Annotated in this window: 21 protein-coding genes and 1 pseudogene; 11 read left to right on the top strand and 11 right to left on the bottom strand. The window is 74.8% G+C overall.

The genetic code is table 11. From position 1 onward, the window contains the following. The first annotated feature begins 104 nt into the window (after positions 1–104). Positions 105–638 (top strand): Uma2 family endonuclease, encoded by a 534-nt coding sequence (locus tag ACFQ6N_RS22995; RefSeq protein WP_380651981.1) that lies wholly within the window; start codon positions 105–107, stop codon positions 636–638. Between the two features lie 6 nt (positions 639–644). On the opposite strand, the gene ACFQ6N_RS22990 is transcribed toward ACFQ6N_RS22995, so the two are convergent. Both ACFQ6N_RS22990 and ACFQ6N_RS22985 read right to left on the bottom strand, forming a co-directional pair. Next, the gene (locus ACFQ6N_RS22990; RefSeq protein ID WP_380651978.1) at positions 645–965 is read right to left on the bottom strand and encodes a hypothetical protein; all 321 of its coding nucleotides are present in this window, start codon (positions 963–965) and stop codon (positions 645–647) included. Between the two features lie 92 nt (positions 966–1,057). Further along, positions 1,058–1,927, bottom strand: coding sequence for a MurR/RpiR family transcriptional regulator (locus tag ACFQ6N_RS22985; protein ID WP_380651975.1), 870 nt, complete (start codon positions 1,925–1,927; stop codon positions 1,058–1,060). Positions 1,928–2,168: 241 nt separating this feature from the next. Here ACFQ6N_RS22985 and ACFQ6N_RS22980 point away from each other — a divergent pair, with 241 nt between their 5' ends. Then, entirely contained in the window at positions 2,169–2,609 is a 441-nt protein-coding gene (locus tag ACFQ6N_RS22980) for a hypothetical protein (RefSeq protein WP_380651972.1), read from the top strand. A gap of 37 nt (positions 2,610–2,646) precedes the next feature. Here the strand turns inward: ACFQ6N_RS22980 and hutH are convergent, their stop codons facing one another. After that, positions 2,647–4,224, bottom strand: a complete 1,578-nt coding sequence (gene hutH, locus ACFQ6N_RS22975; protein WP_380651969.1) for a histidine ammonia-lyase — start codon at positions 4,222–4,224, stop codon at positions 2,647–2,649. A gap of 148 nt (positions 4,225–4,372) precedes the next feature. Beyond that, positions 4,373–5,542 carry a macrolide family glycosyltransferase gene (locus ACFQ6N_RS22970; protein WP_380652080.1) on the bottom strand — a complete coding sequence of 390 codons (1,170 nt, stop codon included), beginning with the start codon at positions 5,540–5,542 and terminating at the stop codon, positions 4,373–4,375. A 126-nt stretch (positions 5,543–5,668) separates the two neighbouring features. On the opposite strand from ACFQ6N_RS22970, the gene ACFQ6N_RS22965 reads away from it, so the two are divergent. Next, entirely contained in the window at positions 5,669–6,277 is a 609-nt protein-coding gene (locus ACFQ6N_RS22965) for a TetR/AcrR family transcriptional regulator (RefSeq protein WP_380651966.1), read from the top strand. A 9-nt stretch (positions 6,278–6,286) separates the two neighbouring features. On the opposite strand, the gene ACFQ6N_RS22960 is transcribed toward ACFQ6N_RS22965, so the two are convergent. The 4 genes and pseudogenes from ACFQ6N_RS22960 to ACFQ6N_RS22945 form a co-directional block, all read right to left on the bottom strand. Beyond that, positions 6,287–6,724 (bottom strand): hypothetical protein, encoded by a 438-nt coding sequence (locus tag ACFQ6N_RS22960; protein WP_380651963.1) that lies wholly within the window; start codon positions 6,722–6,724, stop codon positions 6,287–6,289. 694 nt (positions 6,725–7,418) lie between these two features. Then, positions 7,419–8,576, bottom strand: a pseudogene (locus ACFQ6N_RS22955) (diguanylate cyclase domain-containing protein); the annotation flags it as partial. Positions 8,577–8,878: 302 nt separating this feature from the next. Next, a complete protein-coding gene (locus ACFQ6N_RS22950; RefSeq protein ID WP_380651960.1) occupies positions 8,879–10,003 on the bottom strand; it encodes an adenylate/guanylate cyclase domain-containing protein in 1,125 nt (374 codons plus the stop codon). Between the two features lie 173 nt (positions 10,004–10,176). After that, positions 10,177–11,070 carry a biotin--[acetyl-CoA-carboxylase] ligase gene (locus ACFQ6N_RS22945; protein WP_380651957.1) on the bottom strand — a complete coding sequence of 298 codons (894 nt, stop codon included), beginning with the start codon at positions 11,068–11,070 and terminating at the stop codon, positions 10,177–10,179. Positions 11,071–11,313: 243 nt separating this feature from the next. On the opposite strand from ACFQ6N_RS22945, the gene ACFQ6N_RS22940 reads away from it, so the two are divergent. From ACFQ6N_RS22940 to ACFQ6N_RS22915, 6 genes are all read left to right on the top strand, one after another. Then, positions 11,314–12,903: an acyl-CoA carboxylase subunit beta gene (locus ACFQ6N_RS22940; protein ID WP_380651954.1), complete on the top strand. Its 1,590-nt coding sequence runs from the start codon at positions 11,314–11,316 to the stop codon at positions 12,901–12,903. Between the two features lie 29 nt (positions 12,904–12,932). After that, positions 12,933–13,154, top strand: a complete 222-nt coding sequence (locus ACFQ6N_RS22935; protein WP_380651951.1) for an acyl-CoA carboxylase subunit epsilon — start codon at positions 12,933–12,935, stop codon at positions 13,152–13,154. Positions 13,155–13,458: 304 nt separating this feature from the next. Beyond that, positions 13,459–13,599: a morphogenic membrane protein MmpB gene (gene mmpB, locus ACFQ6N_RS22930; protein ID WP_380651948.1), complete on the top strand. Its 141-nt coding sequence runs from the start codon at positions 13,459–13,461 to the stop codon at positions 13,597–13,599. A 34-nt stretch (positions 13,600–13,633) separates the two neighbouring features. After that, positions 13,634–14,236 (top strand): nucleoside triphosphate pyrophosphatase, encoded by a 603-nt coding sequence (locus ACFQ6N_RS22925; protein ID WP_380651945.1) that lies wholly within the window; start codon positions 13,634–13,636, stop codon positions 14,234–14,236. Positions 14,237–14,300: 64 nt separating this feature from the next. Beyond that, positions 14,301–15,035, top strand: coding sequence for a hypothetical protein (locus ACFQ6N_RS22920; protein WP_380651942.1), 735 nt, complete (start codon positions 14,301–14,303; stop codon positions 15,033–15,035). A 236-nt stretch (positions 15,036–15,271) separates the two neighbouring features. Further along, positions 15,272–17,047, top strand: a complete 1,776-nt coding sequence (locus tag ACFQ6N_RS22915) for an acetyl/propionyl/methylcrotonyl-CoA carboxylase subunit alpha (protein WP_380651939.1) — start codon at positions 15,272–15,274, stop codon at positions 17,045–17,047. 153 nt (positions 17,048–17,200) lie between these two features. Here ACFQ6N_RS22915 and ACFQ6N_RS22910 read toward each other — a convergent pair whose 3' ends face one another. Together ACFQ6N_RS22910 and ACFQ6N_RS22905 are read right to left on the bottom strand one after the other, a co-directional pair. After that, a complete protein-coding gene (locus ACFQ6N_RS22910; protein ID WP_380652078.1) occupies positions 17,201–18,166 on the bottom strand; it encodes a DeoR/GlpR family DNA-binding transcription regulator in 966 nt (321 codons plus the stop codon). A 236-nt stretch (positions 18,167–18,402) separates the two neighbouring features. Beyond that, positions 18,403–19,857, bottom strand: a complete 1,455-nt coding sequence (locus ACFQ6N_RS22905; protein WP_380651936.1) for an NAD(P)H-quinone dehydrogenase — start codon at positions 19,855–19,857, stop codon at positions 18,403–18,405. A gap of 98 nt (positions 19,858–19,955) precedes the next feature. On the opposite strand from ACFQ6N_RS22905, the gene ACFQ6N_RS22900 reads away from it, so the two are divergent. Continuing rightward, positions 19,956–20,393 (top strand): gamma-glutamylcyclotransferase, encoded by a 438-nt coding sequence (locus tag ACFQ6N_RS22900; protein ID WP_380651933.1) that lies wholly within the window; start codon positions 19,956–19,958, stop codon positions 20,391–20,393. A 34-nt stretch (positions 20,394–20,427) separates the two neighbouring features. Here the strand turns inward: ACFQ6N_RS22900 and ACFQ6N_RS22895 are convergent, their stop codons facing one another. Then, a complete protein-coding gene (locus ACFQ6N_RS22895; RefSeq protein WP_380651929.1) occupies positions 20,428–21,390 on the bottom strand; it encodes a hypothetical protein in 963 nt (320 codons plus the stop codon). Positions 21,391–21,619: 229 nt separating this feature from the next. On the opposite strand from ACFQ6N_RS22895, the gene ACFQ6N_RS22890 reads away from it, so the two are divergent. Further along, positions 21,620–23,857: a HAMP domain-containing protein gene (locus ACFQ6N_RS22890; RefSeq protein WP_380651926.1), complete on the top strand. Its 2,238-nt coding sequence runs from the start codon at positions 21,620–21,622 to the stop codon at positions 23,855–23,857. Positions 23,858–23,876 lie beyond the last annotated feature (19 nt).

Here is a 23,876-nt window from a genome sequence, read left to right as displayed (position 1 = left end):
GGCGCGCCAGCCTGAACCCGGCGAACACCAGCCACTCGGCCCAGTACCAGGGAGCGGAGGGCACGATGACGGCCATCACCGTGCGACCGGGCAGACTCCGGGATGTGGCGGAGGAGATCGAGCAGCGCACAGGACTTCGCGTCCAGATCATCGGAGGAACCCTGGTGGCGTCCCCGACTCCTCGCGGCAAGCACGCGGGCACCGTGCAGGTCCTACGAGACCAGCTCATCCCGAAGCTGCCCGGCGATCTTCGCGTCTACGAGAACTCGTCGATCTTCATGCCCGATGACGACGACGACTACGCGACCCCCGACTTGGTCGTCTTCCCGAAGGACTGGGGCGACGACGACGAATGGCTGGCAGACCCGCGTGACGTCGCCTTCGCCCTGGAGGTGATCTCCAGCTCCGAGCGGATCAGCGGCATCGCCGCCAAGACCGAGTGGTACGCCATCGCGGGTGTGGCCGTGCTGGTCGCCGCCGACCCGCGCGACGGCACCTGGACGCTCTACACGCATCCGCGCGACGGCGAGTACCAGGGCGTGCTGCACGGCAAGTACGGCGAGCCAATTCCGCTCACCGCCCCGCTGCCCACCGAGCTCCGGACCACCGAACTGCCGATCTACGCGCCCCGGCGCTGAGCACCTTCAGGCCGCCGCGCCGCCGTCCCAGTCGATGCCGATCTCGGCGAGCCAGCGGCGGTCGTCGGCGTCCGGGGCGGGCGGGGACGGCGGGCGGGGGATGTTCTGGACGGGGCCCAGGCCGTACTTCTCGGCGGCCTCGGCGGCCCGGGCGTCGGGTTCGATGACGCCGACGTGGACGGCGGAGTCGTCACCCGGGTCGAGGACGGTCAGTTCGGGTTCGGGCAGGCGCCGCAGGGTGACGCGGCGTCCGCAGGCGGGGCAGGACCATTCGTCGGCACCCGAGGACAGGCGGGCGACGAACTTCATCTCGTGGATCACGCGCATGGGCGGCACCCCCTGTAGGAGGGGATGCCCGGGTTCGTGACGGCTACTCCCCCGCGGCCGCCGCGAACCGCGGCTCTCCCGGCCGGCCGCGGTTACTCCAGGAAGAGGCCGCGCGCCGTCGCCGACTGCTCGATCGCCTCCAACCGGGCTTCCGCTCCCGGGAGTTCGTCGCACATGCTCTGGAGCAGCACCCGGCCGAGCATCATCGGCGCGCACGCGGTGTCGAAGACCAGTCCGGTGCCGACGGCGGCCGGCAGCATCAGGTCGGACAGCTTGGCGACCGGCGCGAAGGCGCTGTCGGCGACGGTGAGCACCGTCAGCCTGCAGTCGCGGGCCACCGCCAGCGCGTCCATCAGCTCGCGCGGGTAGCGCGGCAGCGCGAAGCAGAGCAGCGCGGTCGCCCCGGCCGCGGCGGCCTGTTCCAGCCGGTCGGCGAGCATGCTGCCGCCCTCGTCCAGCAGCCGGATGTCGGGGTGGACCTTGGCGGCGAAGTAGGCGAAGCCGCGGGCCTGCGCCGAGGCGGCCCGCAGGCCGAGCACCGGCAGCGGGCGGGAGGCCGCGAGCAGTCGGGCGGCCCGGGTGATCGGTTCCGGGTCGGCGAGGAGTTCGGCGAGGTGGCGCAGGTGGGCGATCTCGGCGAGTACGGCCTGCTGGTGCTCGTTGCGGACCGCGTCGTCCGGGGTCTCGGGCGCGGTGGGCTCTCCTCCGCCGAGTTCGCGGAGCTGCTTGCGCAGCGCCGGGTAGCCGTCGTAGCCGAGCGCGACCGCGAAGCGGGTGACGGACGGCTGGCTGACGCCGGCGAGTTCGGCGACCTCCACGCTGGACAGGAACGGCGCCTCGGTGGCATGCCGCACCAGCGAGTGCGCGATCCGGCGCTGGGTCGGCGTCAGCCGGTGCCCCTCGAACAGCTGGAGCAGTCGGGCGGAGGGGCCTACGCTGCCGGTCTCGTCGGTGGCGGTCATCAGCGGTACCTCCGGATGCGAGCGGTTCGGACGACGACTGTGCAGCAGCGCGCCGCGCCTGGCAAAGACGTCTCGTACGGCGGGACGCCCGGTGGGACGTCCCGAGGGTCGGACGGAACGGGACGGGACCGGGTCCGCGGACCCGGTCCGGCTCGGGGTAACCCTGATTTCTCCCTGAGCCTGCCCGGTTTCCCCCGCGAACGGATGGACCGGGCGCCGCGCCGGGGCCAGGCTGTACCCCATGGACACTCGCCAGGACGATCTGCGGCGCGACCTCGACGCCACCCTCCAGGCCCGCAAGGAGCTCGGCAAGGAGTACGAGGACGAGCTCGTCGACTCCTTCATGAAGCGTCTCGACGCCCGCCTGGACGCGCGGGTCGAACGCTCCGTGGCCCGGCGCTTGGACGACGACGAGTCGCACCCGTACCGCGACCGCCACCACCGCTCGCGCCGCCAGGGCTGGAACGGCAAGCGCCCCGGCACCGGGCTGGCGGTGGCCTCGCTGGTCTTCGGCATCCCGTTGACCGCGATCGCCGCCGATCCCACGCACGGCGGCTTCGCCGGTCTGCTGATCTGCTGGGCGGGCATCGTCGGGGTCAACTTCGCCGCCGCGTTCGGCGAGCGCCGCGGCCGCGACGACCGCGACCGCGAGGAGCGCCGGCCGCGGGGCGACTGGGACTGAGTCCCGGCCGCCCCGCGGCGCGGGGCCGCAGTGACCGTCAGGCCAGCGGGCCGGTGACCTGCTCGACGGCCCGCACCAGGTCACCGGAGGCGACCAGCGCGGCGGCGGCCTCCAGGTCCGGCGAGAGGAAGCGGTCGCGGCCGGCGCCGCCGACCCCGGCTTCGCGGGCGGCGGCCATCGCCGCCGCGGTGGCCGGGGCGATCCGGCCGGCCGAGTCGGCCTGCTGACGGATCTCCAGCGCGCGGGCGGCGGCGGTGAGTTCGACGGCCAGGATCCGGCCGAGGTTGTCGACGGCCTGGCGCAGCTTGCGCGCGGCCGACCAGCCCATCGACACGTGGTCCTCCTGCATCGCGGAGGACGGGATGGAGTCGACCGAGGCCGGGACGGCGAGCCGCTTGTTCTCACTGACCAGCGCCGCCTGGGTGTACTGGGCGATCATCAGGCCGGAGTCCACGCCCGGGTCGTCGGCCAGGAAGGCCGGCAGGCCGTGCGAGCGGGCCTTGTCGAGCAGCCGGTCGGTGCGGCGCTCGGAGATCGAGCCGAGGTCGGCGGCGGCGATGGCGAGGAAGTCCAGGACGTACGCGACGGGGGCGCCGTGGAAGTTGCCGTTGGACTCGACCCGGCCGTCCGGCAGGACCACCGGGTTGTCCACCGAGGCGGCCAGCTCGCGGGAGGCGACCAGCTGGGCGTGGGTCAGGGTGTCCCGGCCGGCGCCGGCGACCTGCGGGGCGCAGCGGATCGAGTACGCGTCCTGGACCCGCGGCGCGTCGTCCTGGTGGTGGCCGGTGAGGCCGGAGTCCTGGAGGACGGCGAGCATGTTGGCGGCGCTCAGCGCCTGGCCCGGGTGCGGGCGGATCGGGGCGTGCAGCTCGGGGGCGAGCACCTTGTCGCTGCCGAGCAGTGCCTCCAGGGTCATCGCGGCGGTGATGTCGGCGGTGGTGAACAGCCGCTGGAGGTCGGCGATGGCCATCACCAGCATGCCGAGCATGCCGTCGGTGCCGTTGATGAGGGCCAGGCCCTCCTTCTCCAGCAGCTCGACGGGCTCGATCCCGGCGGCGGCGAGCAGTTCGGCGGCGGGCTTCTCGATGCCGTCCGGGCCGGTCGCGGTGCCCTCGCCCATGAGGACGAGCGCGCAGTGCGAGAGCGGCGCGAGGTCGCCGGAGCAGCCGAGCGAGCCGAATTCGCGGACGACCGGGGTGATGCCCGCGTTGAGCAGGGCGGCCATGGTCTGCGCGACCAGCGGACGGACGCCGGTGCGGCCGGAGGCCAGCGTCTTCATCCGCAGGAAGACCAGCGCGCGGACCACCTCGCGCTCGACGGCCGGTCCCATGCCGGCGGCGTGCGAGCGCACCAGCGACCGCTGGAGCTGGGCGCGCAGCTCGGGGCTGATGTGCCGGACGGCGAGCGCGCCGAAGCCGGTCGACACGCCGTAGACGGGGCGCGGCTCGGCCGCGAGGGCGTCGATCCGCGCGCGGGCGGCCGCCATCTCGGCGAGCGCGTCGGGACCGATCTCGACCCGGGCGTTGCCCCGGGCGACGGCCAGCACGTCCTCGGCGCTGACGTCGGCCTTGCCGACCAGGACCAGCGGAGCGTCGGGGGCCACAGCACTGTGCATATCCATATACACCATCACATCAGGTGAATGAAGATATGACAACAGGTGTTCGCCATCCGGATTCTCCGCCGCCCGGATCCTCGCCGCACACCGGGGCCCGCCCCCGCCCCGCGCCCCACGTCAGGACCACCGCCGCGCCGTCACGGCCTCACGACCGCCCGAGCTCCGCCTCGACCAGGTCGGCCGCCCGGGCGGTGCCGCCCTCGGCCCGCGCGGCGGCGGACAGCTCCCGCAGCCGCCCGGCCACCGCCGGGTCGCCGACCAGCTCCAGCAGGGCGGCGCGCAGCGCCTCCGGGGTGGCCGAGTCGGTGTCCAGCCGGCGGGCCACGCCGAGGCCCACCAGCGCGTCCGCGTTGGCGAACTGGTCGGCGGCCTGCGGCACCGCGATCATCGGCACCGCGTGGAACAGCCCCTCGGCGGAGCCTCCCATACCCGCGTGGGTGACGAACGCGTCCGCCTGGGCGAGTACCGACAGCTGCGGCACCCACCGGTGCACCTCGACCGTGTCCGGCACCTCGCCGAGCTCGGCCGGGTCGGTGTGCGCGCCGATCTGCAGCACCGTGTGCCAGCCCGGGAGGTCGCCGAAGGCCCGGACGCAGGCCCGGTAGAACGCCGGCTGGTGGGTGAACGCCGAGCCCAGCGAGACCAGCAGCACCTTTCCGGCGCCGGCCGGGCGCCGCCACTCCCCCTGGTGGGCGCGGTCGCCGAAGCAGGGCCCGACGAAGCTGATCCGCCGCTCGTCGACCCGGTCGGCGTTGGGCTGCAGGGCGCGCGGGATCAGGGCGAGCGCGCGCTCCGGGCGGCCCTTGAAGGCGTCCACGTCGCGCTGCACGGCACCGGCTTCGGCCAGCCAGTCGGCGAACCGGCGGTAGTGCTCGGCTCCGCCCGGCCCGGCGCGGACCGCGTCGAACACCTCCGCGAGGTCCTGCTCGATGCCCTCCCAGCCGACGAAGGCGGGCGACAGCTGCACGACCGGCACCCCGAGCCGCTCGCCGAGCGCCCGGCCGGCGAAGCCCGCGATGTCGCAGAGCACCAGGTCCGGCCGGTCGTCGGCGAAGGCCTCCAGCAGGACCGGCCACATCGCCAGCGCGTCGTCCAGGAACAGCTCCTGGATCCCCACCGGGTCCGCCGCCCAGCCGTCCGGGTCGTCGGCGAGCGGCAGCTTCGTCGGGTACGGGACGAAGGCGGCGCCGGTGGCCTCGACGGTGCCCCGGAAGGAGGCGTCGTTGACGTAGCTGACCCGGTGGCCCCGGGCGACCAGCTCGGCGATCACGGCGAGGCTCGGGTTGACGTGGCCATGGGCGGGGACGGAGACCATCAGGATGTGGGCAGGGCGGTTCACGGGCACCTCCGGGGACAGCGATTGAGACGAGACGTCCCGTCTCGTGACGTCTCATGGAGAGACAATACGTCTCGTCTCGTCATTCCGCATAGAATTTTCCGCATGACATCGAAAACGGCCCCGGACCCCGCCCGCCGCAGCGAGCGCTCGCGCACCGCCGTCCTCACCGCCGCCGCCGAACTCGTCACCGAACTCGGCTACGGCCGGCTCACCGTCGAGGCGATCGCCGCCCGCGCCGGAGTCGGCAAGCAGACCATCTACCGGTGGTGGCCCTCCAAGGGGGCCGTCGTCTTCGACGCCTTCCTCGACGCCGGGAAGCACGACGGCAGCCTGGCCCTCCCCGACACCGGCGACCTCGCCGCCGACCTCAGGACCGTCCTGCGCGCCTCCTCCGACGAGCTCTCCGACCCGGCCGCCGACCGCACCTACCGCGCCCTCTGCGCCGAGATCCTCAACGACCCCGCGCTGTACGCCGAGTACCGCACCCGCCTGCTGGACCCGCTGCTGGAGGTCACCCGCGACCGCCTGCGCAGCGCCCGCGAGGCCGGCCGGATCGCCCCCGACGCCGACCTCGACCTGGCCGTCGAACTCTTCTACGGCCCGCTGCACTACCGGTGGCAGTACCGGCTCGGCCCGCTCACCCACGCCCACGCCGACCGCCTGGTCGACGCCGTGATGCGCACCCTGGACCCGCCCGCGGACCGGGCCTGACGGCGGGCGCTACCCGGCCTTCTGCCGCCTGACCCAGAGGACGGCCAGGACGGTGGCCAGCAGGCCGACCACCAGGGTCATGGCCACCCACCCGAGGAAGCCGCCGAACAGCCAGTGGAACAGGCCGTGCCGCGCCTTCTTCGCCACCTTCGACCTCGACTTCGACTTCGACGCCAGCCCGGCGACCCGGGTGATCCGGTGCGCCCCGGCCTCGCCCCGCGCCCGCGGCACCCGTTCCGGACCGGGCCGCACCGGACCGGGCCGCTCGGGGCCCGACCGCACCGTCCCGGCCGTCCGCACCGCCGGCACCGCCGAGGCCGCCGACGCCGGAGCGGCCACGGCCACCCCGCCGCCGAGCACCAGCACCGCGGCCACCACCGCACCCACCGCCCGTCCGCCCACGACCCGCCCCCGTTCCACCCGCTCCACCCGCTCGACCGGCCCCACTGTCCCACCGCCCGCCGCGCCCGCGGCACCCCGCGTCCACGACCGCGACCCAGCCGCGACCCGCCGGTCACCGAACCGGGACACGACGGCCCCGCCCGGGGGCCGCCCGTCCGGACGGACCACCGGCTCACACCACCGGTGGCGAAGCCGCCCCCGACAGGGCCACCGCGACCAGGGCGCGCATGGCGCAGGCGGCCTGGCCCAGCGGCAGGGTCGCGTCGTCGGCGAAGAGCTCGACCAGCCAGCCGCCGGCCGGGTTCTGCCCGCCGGCCGCGACCATGCCGCGGTAGCCCGAGACGACGAGCATGGCCTCCTCCGCCGGGTCGTTGCCGGCCGCGCCGGCCCGCAGGGCGAAGGCTCCGCCGCGGACGGCGCGCCGGGTCATCGGGTAGTGGCGCAGGTCGAAGACCGCGTCGGGGGCCTCGATCTGGGCCCGCTGGGTCTCCGCGCGGGTGCTGCTGGGGCCGCTGGTCATCCGGTAGACGGCGTGCCGGGCGGTGCGCATCAGGTGGGAGCCGGGCGGGACGTAGGAGACCCACCAGCCGACGGTGTCGAGCAGCCGGGCGGAGGTCTCGGCGACGACCACGAGCTTGCCGAGGGTGTCGGCCGGGTGGACGGACCGGGCGGCGGCGGCCCGGTCGAGGGCGGAGAGGACCGCGGTGAGCAGCTGGCCCGGGTCGGCGCTGTGGGCGGCGCCGCGGAACCGCCGCCGGTCGCCCGCCCCGGCCCGGCCGTTCGGTCCGCGCCGCCCGTCCGCCCGGTGGTGGGGGTCGGCGGCGTCGGCGAGCAGCACGGTGGGGTCGGGGGAGAACCCGGGGCCGTGGCTGCGCCCGGCGACCACGGGGTGGGCGGCGCGGGCCGCCTTGGCCCGGTACTGGGCGGCGTCGGCGAGCCGGAAGAGCCGGTCGGGGGTGGTGACGGGACCGATCGAGTCGCCGGTGGAGGCGACGCCGCAGGCCACGCCCTCGCCCTCGGAGAGCGCGAGGGCCCGGGCGCACAGCTCCTCGGCGACGGCGACCACCTCGTCGGCCTTCTGCCCCTCCGCCAGCAGGCAGAACTCGTCGCCGCCGAGCCGGGCGGCGAGGCTGCCGGGGAGCTTGGCGGCGGCCAGCGAGAGCTGGTGGGCGAACCGTTCGAGCAGCCGGTCGCCCATCTCGTGGCCGAGCTGGTCGTTGACCCGCTTGAGCCCGTTGACGTCGCAGACGACCAGCGAGACCACGGTGTTGTCGCGGTTGTGCGCCTCCAGGGCGCTCTCCAGCCGGGCGTCGACCGCGCGCCGGTTGGCGAGGCCGGTGAGCGGGTCGGAGAAGGCGAGCCTGCGCAGGTCGGCGAGGCGCTCGGTCTGGGCGAGCCCGGCCGAGACCTGGGCGGCGAGCAGGGTCGCGTAGTCGGCGTCGGCCTCGGTGAACTCGGGCATCCCGACCGACCGGGCGAGGTACAGCTCGCCCCAGGCCTGCCCGTGCAGCACGATCGGGGCGACCACGCAGCAGGCCCGTCCGCGCCGGCGCAGCGCCGCGGCGCGCTCCTGGCAGTACGCGCCGGCGGTCGGGTGCGCGTGCCCGGCGTGCGGTTCGCTGTTCTCAGCGCTCTGCAGCCAGGCGCGCGGCAGCCGCCCGGTGGTCCAGCGCTCCTCCAGGTACGTGACGATCTCGGGGAAGTCCGCGACGGGGTACGACTCGTCCTCGGGCAGCTCCTCCTCGCCGGGGGCGAGGTCGCCGTGGTTGACCAGGACCCGCAGCCGGCCGGACTCGCGGTCCCAGACCGAGACGGCGGCCATGGTGGCGCCGAGTGCCTCGGTGGCCCGGGCGGCGGCGGCGCGGACCGCGTCCAGGGGGGTGAGCGCGCCGGCCATGTCCTGGGCCAGCTCGACCACGGACCGGAGTCTCAGGTCGGGCAGCGGGTCGGCGTGCCGCGAGCCACCGCGGCCGCGGCCGCGGTCCGTCATGATCGCCTCACTGCTCACCGGCTCGCCTCGCTCCCGTGCTCGGGCCTGCCAGACCCCCGTCGGCCGGTCACACCCGACCGGCCGCTTGCACCAAGACTATGGCGGTTTCATTCGGTTATGCCCCGTTTGCCCGGAGGGACGCACGCCGGACCGTACGGGTTTCAACCGTTCGGCACCCGAAGGCCCCGCCCGCGGCGGGCGCCGCCGCGCTACTCCGCCTTCAGCCGCCGGCTGAGCAGCCACGGCTCGACCAGTCCGAGCCCCCGCACCGGCCGCCGCCACATCGGCTGGAGGTGGAACCGCGCCCCCGCGTCCGGCGCCGGCATCGGCAGCCCGGAGGCGGGCATCCCGGCGGCGGCCGACAGCGCCTCGGCCAGGCCCGGCCCCTCCGAGTCGGCCGGGGCGACACTGCCGTTCGCCTCCAGCGCGGCGGCGAACTCGCCGTCGATCAGCACCGCGTCCTTGGGCGCGATCGAGGTGAGCCGGCTGGCCAGGTTCACGGTGGTGCCGAAGACGTCGCCCATCCGCGAGGTGACCGTGCCGAAGGCCATGCCGACCCGCAGCGGCGGGATGCTGTCGTCCCCGGCCAGGGCCTCGACCAGGCTGAGCGCGATCTCGGCGGCGGTCGCCGGGTCCTCGGAGACGTAGAGGATCTCGTCGCCGAGGGTCTTGATCACCCGGCCGCCCTGGCCGACGATCAGGTCGGAGCAGGTGTTCTCGAAGGTCTCGACGAGCTCGCCGAGCTCCTCCTCCTCCAGCCGCCGGGACAGCCGGGTGAACCCGACCAGGTCGGCGAAGCCGACGGCGAGCCGCCCGCTGGTGATCTCGTTGTCCTCGGCGGCCTGCACCACCCGGCCGGTGACGGCGGCCAGCTGGCGCCGCCAGACGTACACCAGGAACTGCTCCAGCTCCGGCAGCAGCAGCTCGACCAGCGGGTAGGCGACGTCGGCGCGGGTCAGCCCGGGCTCGACGGCCTGGGTGAGGTTCTCCAGGAAGGTGTCCATCTGCCAGCCGGCCAGCCGGGCCGTGGTCTGGCCGGTGGAGCGGGCGACCTGGATCGCCATCGACTCGCTGAGCAGCCCGGACTCGACCAGTCCGGCCAGCCGCCGCAGCGCGATGACGTCGCCGTCGGTGAGGGCGCGGGACTGGCCGATGTCGGGGAAGCCCATGGCGCGCCAGAAGCGGGTGGCCAGCTCCATCGGGACGTCGGCGGCGCGCGCGGCCTGGTACGGGGTGTAACGGCGTGGCGCGTCGAGGATCAGGCGTTCCAGTTCGAGCGCGACCGTGGGGTCGTGGGTACCCGGCGTCGCGCCGCTGCTGCCGTCCTCTGCCACCGGTCCGTCCCCGTGCGGTCGCCGCACTCGCCTCGTGTCCTACCTGTCCGGGCACGCCGTCCGCCACCCGGGCGGGCAGTGGCGCGCCTCACACCTTTGCCAGGTGGAATGTTCGCACGGAATCCCCGGATCCGGGGCATCCGCCCGGGTCAAGGAGAAGTGAAGCCTGCCGTTCAGCGGGGTTCGGGGCGTACGTGGACGACGTCGCCCGCGCCGACCGCCCGGCGTGCGCCGTCGGCGGTGCGGACCACCAGCCGGCCGTCGCCGTCCACCGCCACCGCCTCGCCGACCAGTTCGTCGCCGCCGGGCAGGTGGACCTTCACCCGGCGCCCGAGCGTCGTGCAGCGGTCCACGTAGGCGCGCAGCAGGTCGCTCGCGTGCGGGTCGCCGGCGGCGGCCGTCCAGGTGCGGTACAGGTCGGCGAAATCGCGCAGCAGGGCCCGCAGCAGGGTGCCCCGGTCGGTGGTGGCGGCCCCGGCCAGCGCCAGCGAGGCGGCGGTGGGGACGGGCAGCTCCGGCTCCCGCAGCGAGACGTTCAGGCCGAGGCCGACGACCACCGCGCCGCCGGACAGCTCGGTGAGGATGCCGCCGAGCTTGCGCTCCGCACCGTCGATCGCCACCTGGAGGTCGTTGGGCCACTTCAGCCCGACCTCGACCTCGGCGATCCGGCCGAGCGTGCCCGCCGCCGCCACCCCGACCAGGACCGGCAGCCAGCCGTAGCGCTCGACCGGCACCTCCTCGGGGCGCAGCAGGACGGACAGGAACAGCCCGGACCGGGCCGGGGCGGTCCACTGCCGGTCCATCCGGCCGCGCGCGGCGCTCTGCGACTCGGCCACCAGCACCGCGCCCTGGGCCGCTCCGGCCCGGGCCCGGTCGGCGAGGTCACTGTTGGTGGAGCCGGTCTCGGCGACGACGTCCAGGGAGGTCCAGAGCCCGCCCGGGACGATCAGGTCGTGGCGCAGCGCCCCCTCGTCGAGCGGCGGACGGTCCAGGTCGGTCCAGGGCGACGGTCCGCTGTGGCCGAAGCCGCGCAGTCCGCTGCGGCGAGGGGTGTCGGGTGCGCTCATGGGGTAGACCCTAGCCAGCCGACGCCCCCGGGGCGCGGCCTAGGCCGCCCCATCGTCCCCCAGAACGCGCGGCAACACACTGTGTCGATGGCCATAACGCCAGGACGTGCCGGATCGCCCTCCGCGCTGGCTACGCTACCCAGCGGTAGTTCGCAGCGCCGCCCTGCCCTTCTGCGCGGGCCCCACCACCCGGTCCGCGCGCACTCGAACAGGTCGCGGCCATGGATCAGGGAGAGCCACCGGATGACCGAGGCGCCGTACGACCCCCACACCACCGCCGGCAAGCTCGCCGACCTGCGGCGCAGGCTGGACGAGGCGGTGCACTCCGGCTCCGCCAAGGCGGTGGAGAAGCAGCACGCCAAGGGCAAGCTGACCGCCCGCGAGCGGGTCGTCGAGCTGCTGGACGAGGACTCCTTCGTGGAGTTCGACGAGTTCGCCCGGCACCGCTCGACCAACTTCGGCCAGGAGCGGAACCGCCCCTACGGCGACGGCGTGGTGACCGGCTACGGCACCGTCGACGGCCGTCAGGTCGCGGTCTTCGCCCAGGACTTCACCGTCTTCGGCGGCTCCCTCGGCGAGGTCTTCGGCGAGAAGATCGTCAAGGTGATGGACTTCGCGCTGAAGACCGGCTGCCCGGTCATCGGCATCAACGACTCCGGCGGCGCCCGGATCCAGGAGGGCGTGGTCTCGCTCGGCCTGTACGGCGAGATCTTCCGCCGCAACGTGCACGCCTCGGGCGTGATCCCGCAGATCTCGCTGATCATGGGCCCCTGCGCGGGCGGCGCGGTCTACTCCCCCGCGATCACCGACTTCGTGGTCATGGCGGACCGGACCTCGCACATGTTCATCACCGGACCGGACGTGATCAAGACCGTCACCGGCGAGGACGTCGGCATGGAGGAGCTGGGCGGCGCCCGCACCCACAACACCAAGTCCGGCAACGCGCACTACCTGGCCGCGGACGAGAAGGAGGCCGTCGAGTACGTCAAGAGCCTGCTCTCGTACCTGCCCTCCAACAACCTGAGCGACCCGCCCTCCTACCCGGAGCAGGCCGACCTCACGGTGAGCGACGAGGACCTCGAACTCGACACCATCGTGCCGGACTCGGCGAACCAGCCGTACGACATGCGCCGGGTGATCGAGCACATCGTCGACGACGGCGAGTTCCTGGAGACCCAGCCGCTGTACGCCGGCAACATCATCACCGGCTTCGGGCGGGTCGAGGGCCAGTCGGTGGGCATCGTCGGCAACCAGCCGATGGACCTGGCCGGCTGCCTGGACATCAACGCCAGCGAGAAGGCCGCCCGCTTCATCCGGACCTGCGACTCCTTCAACATCCCGGTGCTGACCTTCGTGGACGTGCCCGGCTTCCTGCCCGGCACCGAGCAGGAGTGGGACGGCATCATCCGGCGCGGCGCCAAGCTGATCTACGCCTACGCCGAGGCCACCGTCCCGCTGATCACCGTGATCACCCGCAAGGCCTTCGGCGGCGCGTACGACGTCATGGGCTCCAAGCACCTGGGCGCGGACCTCAACCTGGCCTGGCCGACCGCCCAGATCGCCGTCATGGGCGCGCAGGGCGCGGTCAACATCCTGCACCGCCGGGAGATCGCCGAGGCCGAGGCGGCCGGCCAGGCCGAGGAGAAGCGGGCCGAGCTGATCGCCTCGTACGAGGACACCCTGCTGAACCCGTACCTGGCGGCCGAGCGCGGCTACGTCGACGCGGTCATCGCGCCGAGCGACACCCGCCGGCACATCGTCCGGGGCCTGCGGGCGCTGCGCGGCAAGCGCGAGGTGCTGCCGCCGAAGAAGCACGGCAACATCCCCCTGTAGGCCCCACCCCTGTCGGGAGAGAACCAGCCATGTCCCCGATCCACGTGCTGCACGGGCAGCCGACCCCCGAGGAGCTGGCCACCGTCCTGGCGGTGGTCCAGGCCCGGGCCGCCGCCGCACAGGCCGCCGCCGAGGCGGCGCGCCGGTCCGGCGCCGGCCCGGCCTCCCCCTGGAACGACCGCTCCCGCCTGCTCCGCCCCGCCGTCCACCCTGGTGCGCACGCCTGGCGGACCTCAGGCTGGGCGCGCTGAGACTCGCGCCGCTCGCCTCCGGGGCGCTCTGGCCCGGTGCCGACGGTCGGCGCTCCCTCGCTCTCCCCCAGCCTCCGGCCGGGGGGACCCCCATCTCGCTCCCTCGCTTGCCCTCCTTGCCCGCCCTCGGACAGGAGGGGCCCACCCTTTCGGCACCGGCGCGCCCCTTCGGCTCGGGGCGGGGCGGGCGCGAGGCGGGGGCGGGGGCGGCCGGGGCCGGTTCGCGGTTCCGGCGCCCGGATTGCCCGAAACCTGAGTACGGATACTCAGGCGCCCGCCCCCGGCCACGGCGCACTCTGGACGGGTGCTCTGGTCAGATCCCCGCGACGAGCCCTCGCCCGAGGCCCGTCGGATGCAGGAGCGGATGCAGCGGGCCGGCCGGGTGCTCGCCGTCCTGCTGCTGGTGGGCTCCGTCCTGATCATGGTCTCCCGCGCTTTCACCTGAACGGCGGACACCGCCACCCCCTACGCTGGTGGGCATGACCGACCAGCGCTCCCTCGTCCTCGCCTCCGCCTCCCCCGCCCGCCTCGGACTGCTGCGCCAGGCGGGCCTCGACCCGCGCGTGGTGGTCAGCGGCGTCGACGAGGACGCGATCAGCGCCGCCACCCCCGCCGAGCTGGCGCTCGTGCTGGCCGAGGCCAAGGCGAAGGCCGTCGCCGCCGAACTCACCGGCGGCGAGCTGGTGATCGGCTGCGACTCCGTCCTGGAGCTGGACGGGCAGGCGCTCGGCAAGCCGGCCGACGCCACCGAGGCGCTGGCCCGCTGGCAGTCGATGCGCGGCCGGGCCGGGGTGCTGCGCACCGGCCACTGCGTGATCGACACCGTGACCGGCCGGCAGTCCTCGGCCGCCGCCTCCACCACCGTCCGCTTCGGCACCCCGGACGACGAGGAGATCGCCGCGTACGTGGCCTCCGGCGAACCGCTGCACGTGGCCGGGGCGTTCACCCTGGACGGCCGCTCGGCGCCGTTCGTCGACGGCATCGACGGCGACCCGGGGAACGTCATCGGCCTCTCCCTGCCGCTGCTGCGCCGCCTGCTCGCCGACCTGGACGTCCGCATCGTCGATCTGTGGGCCAACTGACCTGCCGGATCGGACTGTTCCCGCTCTAAGCTGGCCGCCGTCCGAACGGGGAGGGATCGCGGCCATGACCGACAGCGTGCTCAACGTGGTGCTCGGCCTGGTGGCCAGTGCCATCAGCGCCGGCCTGGGGTGGCTCGCCCAGGCCCTGCGGCGGCGCCGCCGGGTCGAGCGGGTGCGGGAGTTCTTCGGGCTGCCGGCCGACAGCGAGTGCCTGATCGTGGTGCCGCGCAGCGTCGGCACCGGCTCGCACGCCCACACCGTGACCCGCCGGGACGCCTACGCGCTGATGTGGCTGGCCGGGCTGGTCGAGGAGTGCGGGGCACGGCCCGAACTGGTCGCGCACGACGCCGCGCAGCGCGGCCTGGGCGCCAAGACCGAGCTGTGCCTCGGCGGTCCGGTCAGCAACGAGCGGATGGCCGCCCACCTGGCCTGGGGCCTGCCGGGGGTGCTGATCACCTCCGGCCCCGGACCGGGGAGCAACGTCCTCGTGGTCGGCGACCGCGACTACACCGCCGACCGGGACCAGGCGCACACCCTGCTGGCCCGGATCGCCACCCCGGACGACGGCCGCCCGGTGTTCCTGGTCTCCGGCCAGACCGGCACCGCCAACCAGGCCGGGGTGCGCTACCTGGTCGCCCACCACCGCGAACTCGCCCGGGCGCACGGCCGCAACGGCACCTTCGCGCTGGTCCTGCGGGTGGTCAACCCGGAGGCGTACGGGCCGGACATGGTGGAGCTGGCGGCCGACGTGACGGCCGAGGCGCTGCGGCGGCCCACCGCGAACTCCGGCGCCGCTTGAGCGGTCCGCGCGAGAGTGTGGCCCATGCCACCGTCCCGCCACGCCGCCGATCCGTCACCGCCCGTGGCACCCACGGCCTCGACCCCACCCGGCACGACCTGCGGAGTCGCCGTACGGGCCGGTTCCGGGGCCGCGGAATCCATCACCGAGCGTGTGGGATAGTTCACAACCGGGGGCTACTCGCCGGTACTGCCCAGGAATCCATAAACTCAACGAGGTTCAAGAAGGGAGCCACAGTGCGCAAGGTGCTCATCGCCAACCGCGGGGAAATCGCCGTCCGCGTCGCCCGGGCCTGCTCGGACGCCGGTATCGCCAGCGTCGCCGTCTACGCCGAGCCGGACCGGGATGCGCTGCACGTCCGCGCGGCCGACGAGGCTTACGCGCTGGGTGGTGACACGCCCGCCACCAGCTACCTGGACATCGCCAAGGTCCTGAAGGCGGCCGCCGACTCCGGCGCGGACGCCGTCCACCCCGGCTACGGGTTCCTGTCGGAGAACGCCGACTTCGCCCAGGCCGTCCTCGACGCGGGTCTGATCTGGATCGGCCCGCCCCCGCAGGCCATCCGCGACCTCGGCGACAAGGTGACCGCCCGGCACGTGGCGCAGCGCGCCGGTGCCCCGCTGGTCGCCGGTACGCCGGACCCGGTCTCGGGCGCCGACGAGGTCGTCGTCTTCGCCCGGGAGCACGGCCTGCCGGTCGCCATCAAGGCCGCCTTCGGCGGTGGCGGGCGCGGCCTCAAGGTCGCCCGCACCCTGGAGGAGATCCCGGAGCTGTACGAGTCCGCGGTGCGCGAGGCGGTCGCCGCCTTCGGTCGCGGCGAGTGCTTCGTCGAGCGCTACCTGGACAATCCGCGCCACGTGGAGACCCAGTGCCTCGCCGACAAGCACGGCAACGTGGTGGTCGTCTCCACCCGTGACTGCTCGCTGCAGCGCCGGCACCAGAAGCTGGTCGAGGAGGCGCCCGCGCCGTTCCTGACCCCCGAGCAGAACGCCGAGCTGTACCGGGCGTCCAAGGCCATCCTGAAGGAGGCCGGCTACGAGGGCGCCGGGACCTGCGAGTTCCTGGTCGCGCTGGACGGCACGATCTCCTTCCTGGAGGTCAACACCCGCCTCCAGGTGGAGCACCCGGTCACCGAGGAGGTCACCGGCCTCGACCTGGTCCGCGAGATGTTCCGGATCGCCGACGGCGAGGAGCTCGGCTACGGCGACCCCGAGGTGCGCGGCCACTCCTTCGAGTTCCGCATCAACGGCGAGGACCCGGGCCGCAACTTCCTGCCCGCGCCCGGCACCGTGACGCTGTTCGCCCCGCCGTCCGGCCCGGGCGTGCGGCTGGACTCCGGCGTGGAGAGCGGCTCGGTCATCGGCCCGGCCTGGGACTCGCTGCTGGCCAAGCTGGTCGTCACCGGCCGCGACCGCAAGCAGGCCCTGGAGCGGGCCCGCCGCGCGCTGACCGAGTTCAAGGTGGAGGGCATGGCCACCGCCATCCCGTTCCACCAGGCGGTCGTCACCGACCCGGCGTTCGCGCCCGAGGTGCACGGCAACGACGGCCCGTTCACGATCTTCACCCGCTGGATCGAGACCGAGTTCGACAACACCATCCCGCCGTTCGCCGGCGCGGCCGGTGACGGCGAGGAGGCCGAGGGCCGGGAGACCGTGGTCGTCGAGGTCGGCGGCAAGCGGATCGAGGTCTCGCTGCCGTCCTCGCTGGGCGTCGCGAGCGCCCCTGCGGCCGGGGCCACGGGCGCGGCCAAGGCCAAGCGCCGGGTGGGCGCCAAGAAGGCCGGTTCGGCCGTCAGCGGCGACACCCTGGCCTCGCCGATGCAGGGCACCATCGTCAAGGTCGCCGTGGAGGAGGGCCAGGTCGTCGCCGAGGGCGAGCTGATCGTGGTCCTGGAGGCGATGAAGATGGAGCAGCCGCTGAACGCCCACAAGGCGGGCACCGTCTCCGGCCTCAAGGCCGAGGTGGGCGCGAGCGTCAGCAGCGGCGCCGCGCTCTGCGAGATCAAGGACTGACCCGGTCCGACGACCGGGCCCGCTCGAAGGGCCCGGCCGCTCCGGCGGCCGCCGACCGGCCCGTACGCCCCTCGGGGTGTGCGGGCCGGTCGGCGTTCCGGGCGGGGCGCCCTACGGCCGTCCAGCAGCCGTAGGTGCCCGTCCGGTGCCCGTTCAGCGCCCGCGCGGCAGTCCCAGCTCGGCCAGCCGGGCCGGCATCCCGCCGTGCCCGGCCGGGCCGCCCGGCCCGCCGTGGGCCCCGGGGCGGCGCTGGCCGGGCAGCGGGGCGCCGCCGGGGGGCGGGCCGGCGCGGCGGGCCATCGGGCCGGGCTGGGTCTGGTGGACCGGCCCGCTGCCGGTTCCGTGCACCGGGGCGTCGCCGCTCGGGGCCGCCCCGATCGGCGCCAGGTCGATCTGGACCCCGCAGTCGGCGATCGCGTCCAGCTCCCGGGCGGTGGCGTCGTCCGCGGTGGCCTGCTCGTCGGTGACCAGGCGGGTGATCGTCTCGGTGGCGACGGTCGGGAACATGCTGTCCGTGCCGAGCTTGGTGTGGTCGGCGAGGACGATGACCTCGGCGGCCGACTGCACCAGTGCCCGGTCCACGCTCGCGGACAGCATGTTCGCGGTCGACAGTCCGCGCTCGGCGCTCAGCCCGCTGCCGGAGATGAAGGCCTTGGTGACCCGCAGCCCCTGCAGCGACTGTTCGGCGCCGCTGCCCACCAGGGCGTAGTTGGAGCCGCGCAGGGTGCCGCCGGTCATCACCACCTCGACCCGGTTGGCGTGCGCCAGCGCCTGGGCGACCAGCAGCGAGTTGGTGACCACCGTCAGACCGGGCACCCGGGCCAGCCGGCGGGCCAGCTCCTGGGTGGTGGTGCCGGCGCCGACCACCACCGCGTCGCCCTCCTCCACCAGTCCGGCGGCGAGGTCCGCGATGGCGCTCTTCTCCGCCGCGGACAGGTGGGTCTTCTGCGGGTAACCGGGTTCGCGGCTGAAGCCGCCGGGGAGCACCGCGCCGCCGTGGCGGCGGTCGAGGAGCCCTTCTGCCTCCAGAGCCCGCACGTCCCGGCGCACGGTCACTTCGGAGGTCTGGACGACGCGGGCCAACTCCCGGAGCGAGACGGCTCCGTTGGCGCGCACCATTTCGAGGATCAACTGGCGACGTTCTGCAGCAAACACAGAACCGACGGTAACCTGCGTGACCGTCTGCTTTCAGGCGTTTGCAGCTGGTAGCGGGAATTGCTCACGCACGAGCGGCGCGTGACCGTACAATACGCGCCGTCAATAGCCCGGAACTGCGCCCGCCGTCCGAGTGACGGGCGATCATGCGCGAAGGGCGGCCGCCGATCGGCAGCCGCCCTCAACTGTGCGCCGGACGCTCAGGATTCGCCGTCGGCCCGCTTGCGGATGTGCAGCTGCCGGGCGGCCTCGGCGGTCGAGCCGGAGACGGACGGGTAGACGGTGAAGGCGCTGGCCACCTGTTCGACCGTCAGATTCGCGTCCACCGCGAGCGAGATCGGGTGGATCAGCTCGCTGGCGCGCGGGGCGACGACCACGCCGCCGACCACGATGCCGGTGCCGGGACGACAGAACAGCTTCACGAAGCCGTCCCGGATGCCCTGCATCTTCGCCCGCGGGTTGCCCCGCAGCGGGAGCTTGACCACGACGGCGTCCATCTTGCCGCACTCCACGTCGGCCGCGGTGTAGCCGACGGTGGCGATCTCCGGGTCGGTGAAGACGTTGGAGGCCACGGTCTTGAGGTTCAGCGGCTGCACCGCGTCGCCGAGCGCGTGGTACATCGCGATCCGGCCCTGCATGGCCGCCACCGAGGCGAGCATGAAGACGCCGGTGCAGTCGCCGGCCGCGTACACGCCGGGGGCGGTGGTGCGGGAGACCCGGTCGACCTGGATCTGGCCCCAGTCGTTGAGCTTGATCCCGGCCTCCTCCAGACCCATGTCGGAGGTGTTGGGGATCGAGCCGACCGCCATCAGGCAGTGCGTGCCCTCGATCACCTTGCCGTCGGCCAGGGTCACCTCGACCCGGTCGCCGATCCGCTTGACGCTCTCGGCGCGCGAACGGCCCATCACGTTCATGCCGCGGCGGCGGAAGACGTCCTCCAGCACCTCGGCGGCGTCCGGGTCCTCGCCCGGCAGCACCCGGTCGCGGCTGGAGACCAGGGTGACCTTGGAGCCGACCGCCTGGTACGCGCCGGCGAACTCGGCGCCGGTCACGCCGGAGCCGACCACGATCAGCTCGCGGGGCAGCTCCTCCAGGTCGTACACCTGGGTCCAGGTCAGGATCCGCTCGCCGTCCGGCTGGGCGTCCGGCAGCTCGCGCGGGTGGGCGCCGGTGGCGATCAGCACCGCGTCGGCGCGCAGCGCGTGCACGGTGCCGTCGGGCGCGTCCACCAGGACCTCGCGGGAGCCGTCGGCGGCCTGCCCGCCGGTGCCGAGCCGGCCGCGGCCGCGCAGCACGGTGACGCCGGCCCGGGTGACGGACTGGGTGATGTCGTGGGACTGCGCGATGGCCAGCCGCTTCACACGGCGGTTCACCTTGCCCAGGTCCACGCCGATCACCCGGGCCGCCTGCTCGTTCGGCGGAGTGTCGTCCGCGACGAGGATGCCCAGTTCCTCGTACGAGCTGTCGAAGGTGGTCATCACCTCCGCGGTCGCGATCAGGGTCTTCGACGGAACGCAGTCCGTGAGCACCGCCGATCCGCCCAGACCGTCGCGGTCGACGACGGTCACCTCCGCGCCGAGCTGTGCGGCGACCAGGGCCGCCTCGTAGCCGCCGGGTCCGCCACCGATGATCACGATCCGAGTCACGTTCCCCATTGTCCCGCACGCCGGAAGCGCCGCCACGCCGGGGTCGGGGCTCGGTGCGAATGCCCGGTCGCCCCTGACCGCCCGCCGCCCGGGCTACCCTGGCCCCCATGCCCCTTTACGCCGCGTATGCCACCAACCTCGATGCCCGGCAGATGACCCGCCGAGCCCCGCACTCCCCGCTGCGCGGCACGGGGTGGCTGGACGGCTGGCGGCTCACCTTCGGCGGTGAACAGCTCGGCTGGGAGGGCTCGCTGGCCACCGTCGTCGAGGACGAGAAGGACCAGGTCTTCGTCTCGCTGTACGACGTCGCGCCGATGGACGAGGAGGGCCTGGACCGCTGGGAGGGCGTCCAGCTCGGCATCTACCGCAAGATCAAGCTGCGCGCCCAGACCCTGGACGGCTCCATCCCGGTCTGGACGTACGTGCTCAACGACTACGAGGGCGGCCTGCCCGCGGCCCGCTACCTCGGCCTGGTCGCCGACGCCGCCGAGAGTGCCGGCGCCCCGCACGACTACGTCATGGACCTGCGCCGCCGCCCCTGCTGACCCCCGCACCGGGCCGGGGCCGGGGCGACCGGCCTCAGGGCCGGGCCGCCCAGCCGCGCGCGGTGTCCGCCAGCACCCCGGCCACCGCCGCGCGCCGGTCCGGCTCGGTGCGCAGCCCGTTGCCCAGTTCGACGTGCAGCCACGGCACCCCGGCGCCGGCCGCGACCCGGCCCTCGACGTTGGTGGTGCCCTCCAACTGCCCGCACTTCTCCCGCCAGGCCCGGCAGACCGTGTAGCCGGCCCGGCCCAGCCCGGCGGCGGTAGACTCGGCCGCCGGCCCGGCCTGGCCGGCGCCGGCGGAGACCACCGCGTCCTGCCCGGGCAGGCTGCCCTCGTCGAAGCCGTGCACCTGGATGCCGGGCAGTCCGCGCCCGGTGAGCGCCTCGACCACGGCGGCGAAGACGGTGTCGGAGCGGTGCGCGACGTCCGAGGAGCCGTCCGCCCCGGCCCGGCGGTGCGCCCCGGCGAGCACCAGCACACCGCCCGGCGCGGCCCGGAACAGCTCCACGCCGAGCGCCTCCGTCCGGGCGTCCGACACCGGGTGGGGCACCTGCACGGACCAGGCCGGCCGGGCCGAGAGGTCCAGGTAGACCCGGCCCCAGCCGCGACCGTCCGCCGCCGGTCCGTCGGCGATCTCCGCCACCCGGCGCCCGGTAGCGGCCTCGGTGAACTCGGTGAGCCGGTAGCCGGCCCGGGCCAGCGCGCGGCCCGCCTGCTCGGCCTGTCCGTCCAGCGCGCCGAGCACGCCGTCGGCCACCGCCCGGCGCTGCGCCGCGTCCGGCGCGGTGTACGGGCCGCCGGGCGCGAAGTCGGCGGTGAACCCGTCCACCCGGGCCGCCAGGTCCACCGGGGCCGGTCCCGACGGGGTCGGGCGGGCCGCCGACGGCCGCTCGGCCCGGCCGCGCGCCGCCAGGGTCAGCGCCCCCGCCAGTGCCGCCAGCACCAGCAGCGCCGCCACCGGCAGCAGCAGCGAGCGTCGTGAACCCCGAGTCTCCATGGCGGTCGAACCTACCGTGCCCCCGGCCGTGACCATGATCCACGCCGGTGCCGTAGGCATCTCCACCCAACCGACACCAAAGGGCAATCAATATGTGACAACTTTTGCGAAACCTCTTCGTACGCTGTTTCGGCTTGACCATTTCTTGATCAACGCTTGACCGGGAAGGCCGGCGGCCGGCCTCCCGGAGCCGGCCCGCCGAAGCGCCCGGAGGAGAACGAGGCCCCCCGTGAGCACGGCACCCACCCCGCCGCGGCAGCACCGCTACCGCCGCCGGGCCGACATGCCGCTGCTCGGCGGGATCCGCCCGCCCATCGCCCTGCTGCTGGTCCTGCTGCTCGCGGTCGCCGCGATCACCGCCCTGGCCGTCGGCGGACTGCGCGTCGACGACACCCCGCAGGCCGTCCGCGAGTCCCACCAGTACGCCGCCGAGGACACCGCCGCCTCGCTGCGCGCCGGACTGCACGAGAGCGCCACCGACCTGCGCCGGGCCGCCGCCCGCTACGAGGGCGCGCCCGCCGAGCCCGCCGCCGTGCTGACCGCGCTCGGCCAGGCGTACCACAAGTGGCGCGGCACGGTGGTGGTCCGCCCCGACACCGGCCGGCTGCTGGCCGCCCGCGGCGAGACCGTCCCGCTGGCCGGCCTGGACCTCACCCGGGTCACCGACACCGCGCCCGCGCCCGTCCTGGTGCCCTCCGCCGCCGGCACCCGGCTGCTCACCTTCGCGCTGGTCGCCACCAGGAACGACGGCCGCGCCCTGCTGGTCGCCTCCGACAACCTGCGGCTGCCCGGCATCGCCACCCGCAAGGAACAGACCATCCAGGTCCTCGACGGCACCGGCGCCGTCCTGGACACCACCGGCGCCGCCCTCGCCGCCGGGGGCGACCGCGAGCTGGTCGCCACCGCCCGCGAGCGCGCCGCCCGGCAGCGCCCCGTCCCCGGCGGGACGGCCTCCGGCAGCCTGGCCGGCACCCCCGACGACAAGGGCGTGCGCCGGGTCGCCGGCTGGGCCGCCGTCGCCGCCGGCGGACCCGACCAGGCCGCCCCGCTCGGCCTGACCGTGGTCTCCACCAGCACCGTCGACGGCAAGCCCGGCAGCCTGCGCCACCCCCTGCTCGGCCTGGCCGCCGCCGGCGCCCTGCTCCTCCTCGCCCTGCTGCTCGCCTGGTACCTGATCCGCAGCCTCCAGCGCCCGCTGCTCGCCCTGTTCCTGGAGTCCCGCCGGCTCACCCGCGGCGAGCGCCCGGAACAACCGGTGCGGGGCCCGAAGCGCGGACCGGGGCGCGGCGAGGCCGGCCGGATCGCCCGCGCCCTGGAGGAGCTGCGGCTCCAACTCCTCGACCCGACCCGCCCGCCCGCCGCCGCCGCCCCCGGCCGCGGGCGCCGCCCCGGCACCGCGCTGCCGCTCGCGCTCTGCGCCGTCCTGGTGCTCGGCTGGTCCGGCCCGCTGCTGTTCCTCGGCGGCAACGACCCGACCGTACGGGTGCCCACCCAGGTCGTGGCCGGCCAGCGCGACCGCACCGACACCGCCGCCGACCGGATCCGCCAGGCGCTCAACGAGGGCTACGCCGACCTGCGTTCGCTCGCCCCCGCACTCACCGAGGCCTCCGTCGGCAAGGCCGAGAACCTGCTGCGCACCACCCTCGCCGAGCACGACCGCTACCGGGCGCTCTACGTCCTCGGCGCCGACGGCACGGTCCTCGCCCGGGCCGGCGAGCCCCCGCACCGCACCGGCCCGGAGGCGCTCGGCCCCAGCGGCGTACTGCTGCTCAACAGCTCCGGCAAGGAGCCCCGGATCGCCGCCCGCGCCACCCTCTCCGCCGCCCCGCCCGACGCCGAGACGGAGGGCGCCGCCGAGCCCAAGGGGCCGGTCCTGGTCGGCGAGTTCAAGACCGACTTCCTCGGCGGACTGCTGGTCCGCCCCGGCCTCGGCCGGGTGTGGCTGGTCGACGGCCGCCAGCGGGTGCTCGCCGCCAACGAGGGCTACAGCTCCTTCGGCGAGCTGCCGGACGGCCGCGCCCGCAAGGTCCTCGCCGCCGCCGGGAAGGACGCGGCCGCCGACGTGCTCCGCGACGGCGGCGACCCGGCGCTGCTCGCCGCCGCGCCGCTCGGCGGCAACGGCAGCGTCGCCAAGCTCGGCTGGTCCGTGGTCACCGCCCACCCCGTGGCCTGGCTGCACCTCGACCAGAACCGGGCCGACCGGCGCGCGGTCCTGGCGGGCATGCTCGGCCTGGCCGCCGCCGCGCTCTGCCTCGGCTGGCTGTACATCGCCGTCGGCCTGCCGCTGCGCCGGCTCGCCGCGAGCGCCGAGGCACTGGCCGCCGGCGACCGCCGCACCGTGCTCTACCCCGTCCACCACGACGAGGTCGGCGCCATCGCCCGCAGCCTGGAGCTGATCCGCCAGGAACTGGTGCGCGCCGACCAGGCCGGTCGCGCCGACCGCCGCACCCCCGCAACCGCCCGCTGAGCCCCGCCCGAAGGACCTT

It is taken from the genome of Kitasatospora sp. NPDC056446, assembly GCF_042796115.1.
Lineage (GTDB): Bacteria > Actinomycetota > Actinomycetes > Streptomycetales > Streptomycetaceae > Kitasatospora.
Note: the sequence above shows the minus strand (reverse complement) of the source record. Positions and strands in the feature narration are given on the sequence as shown.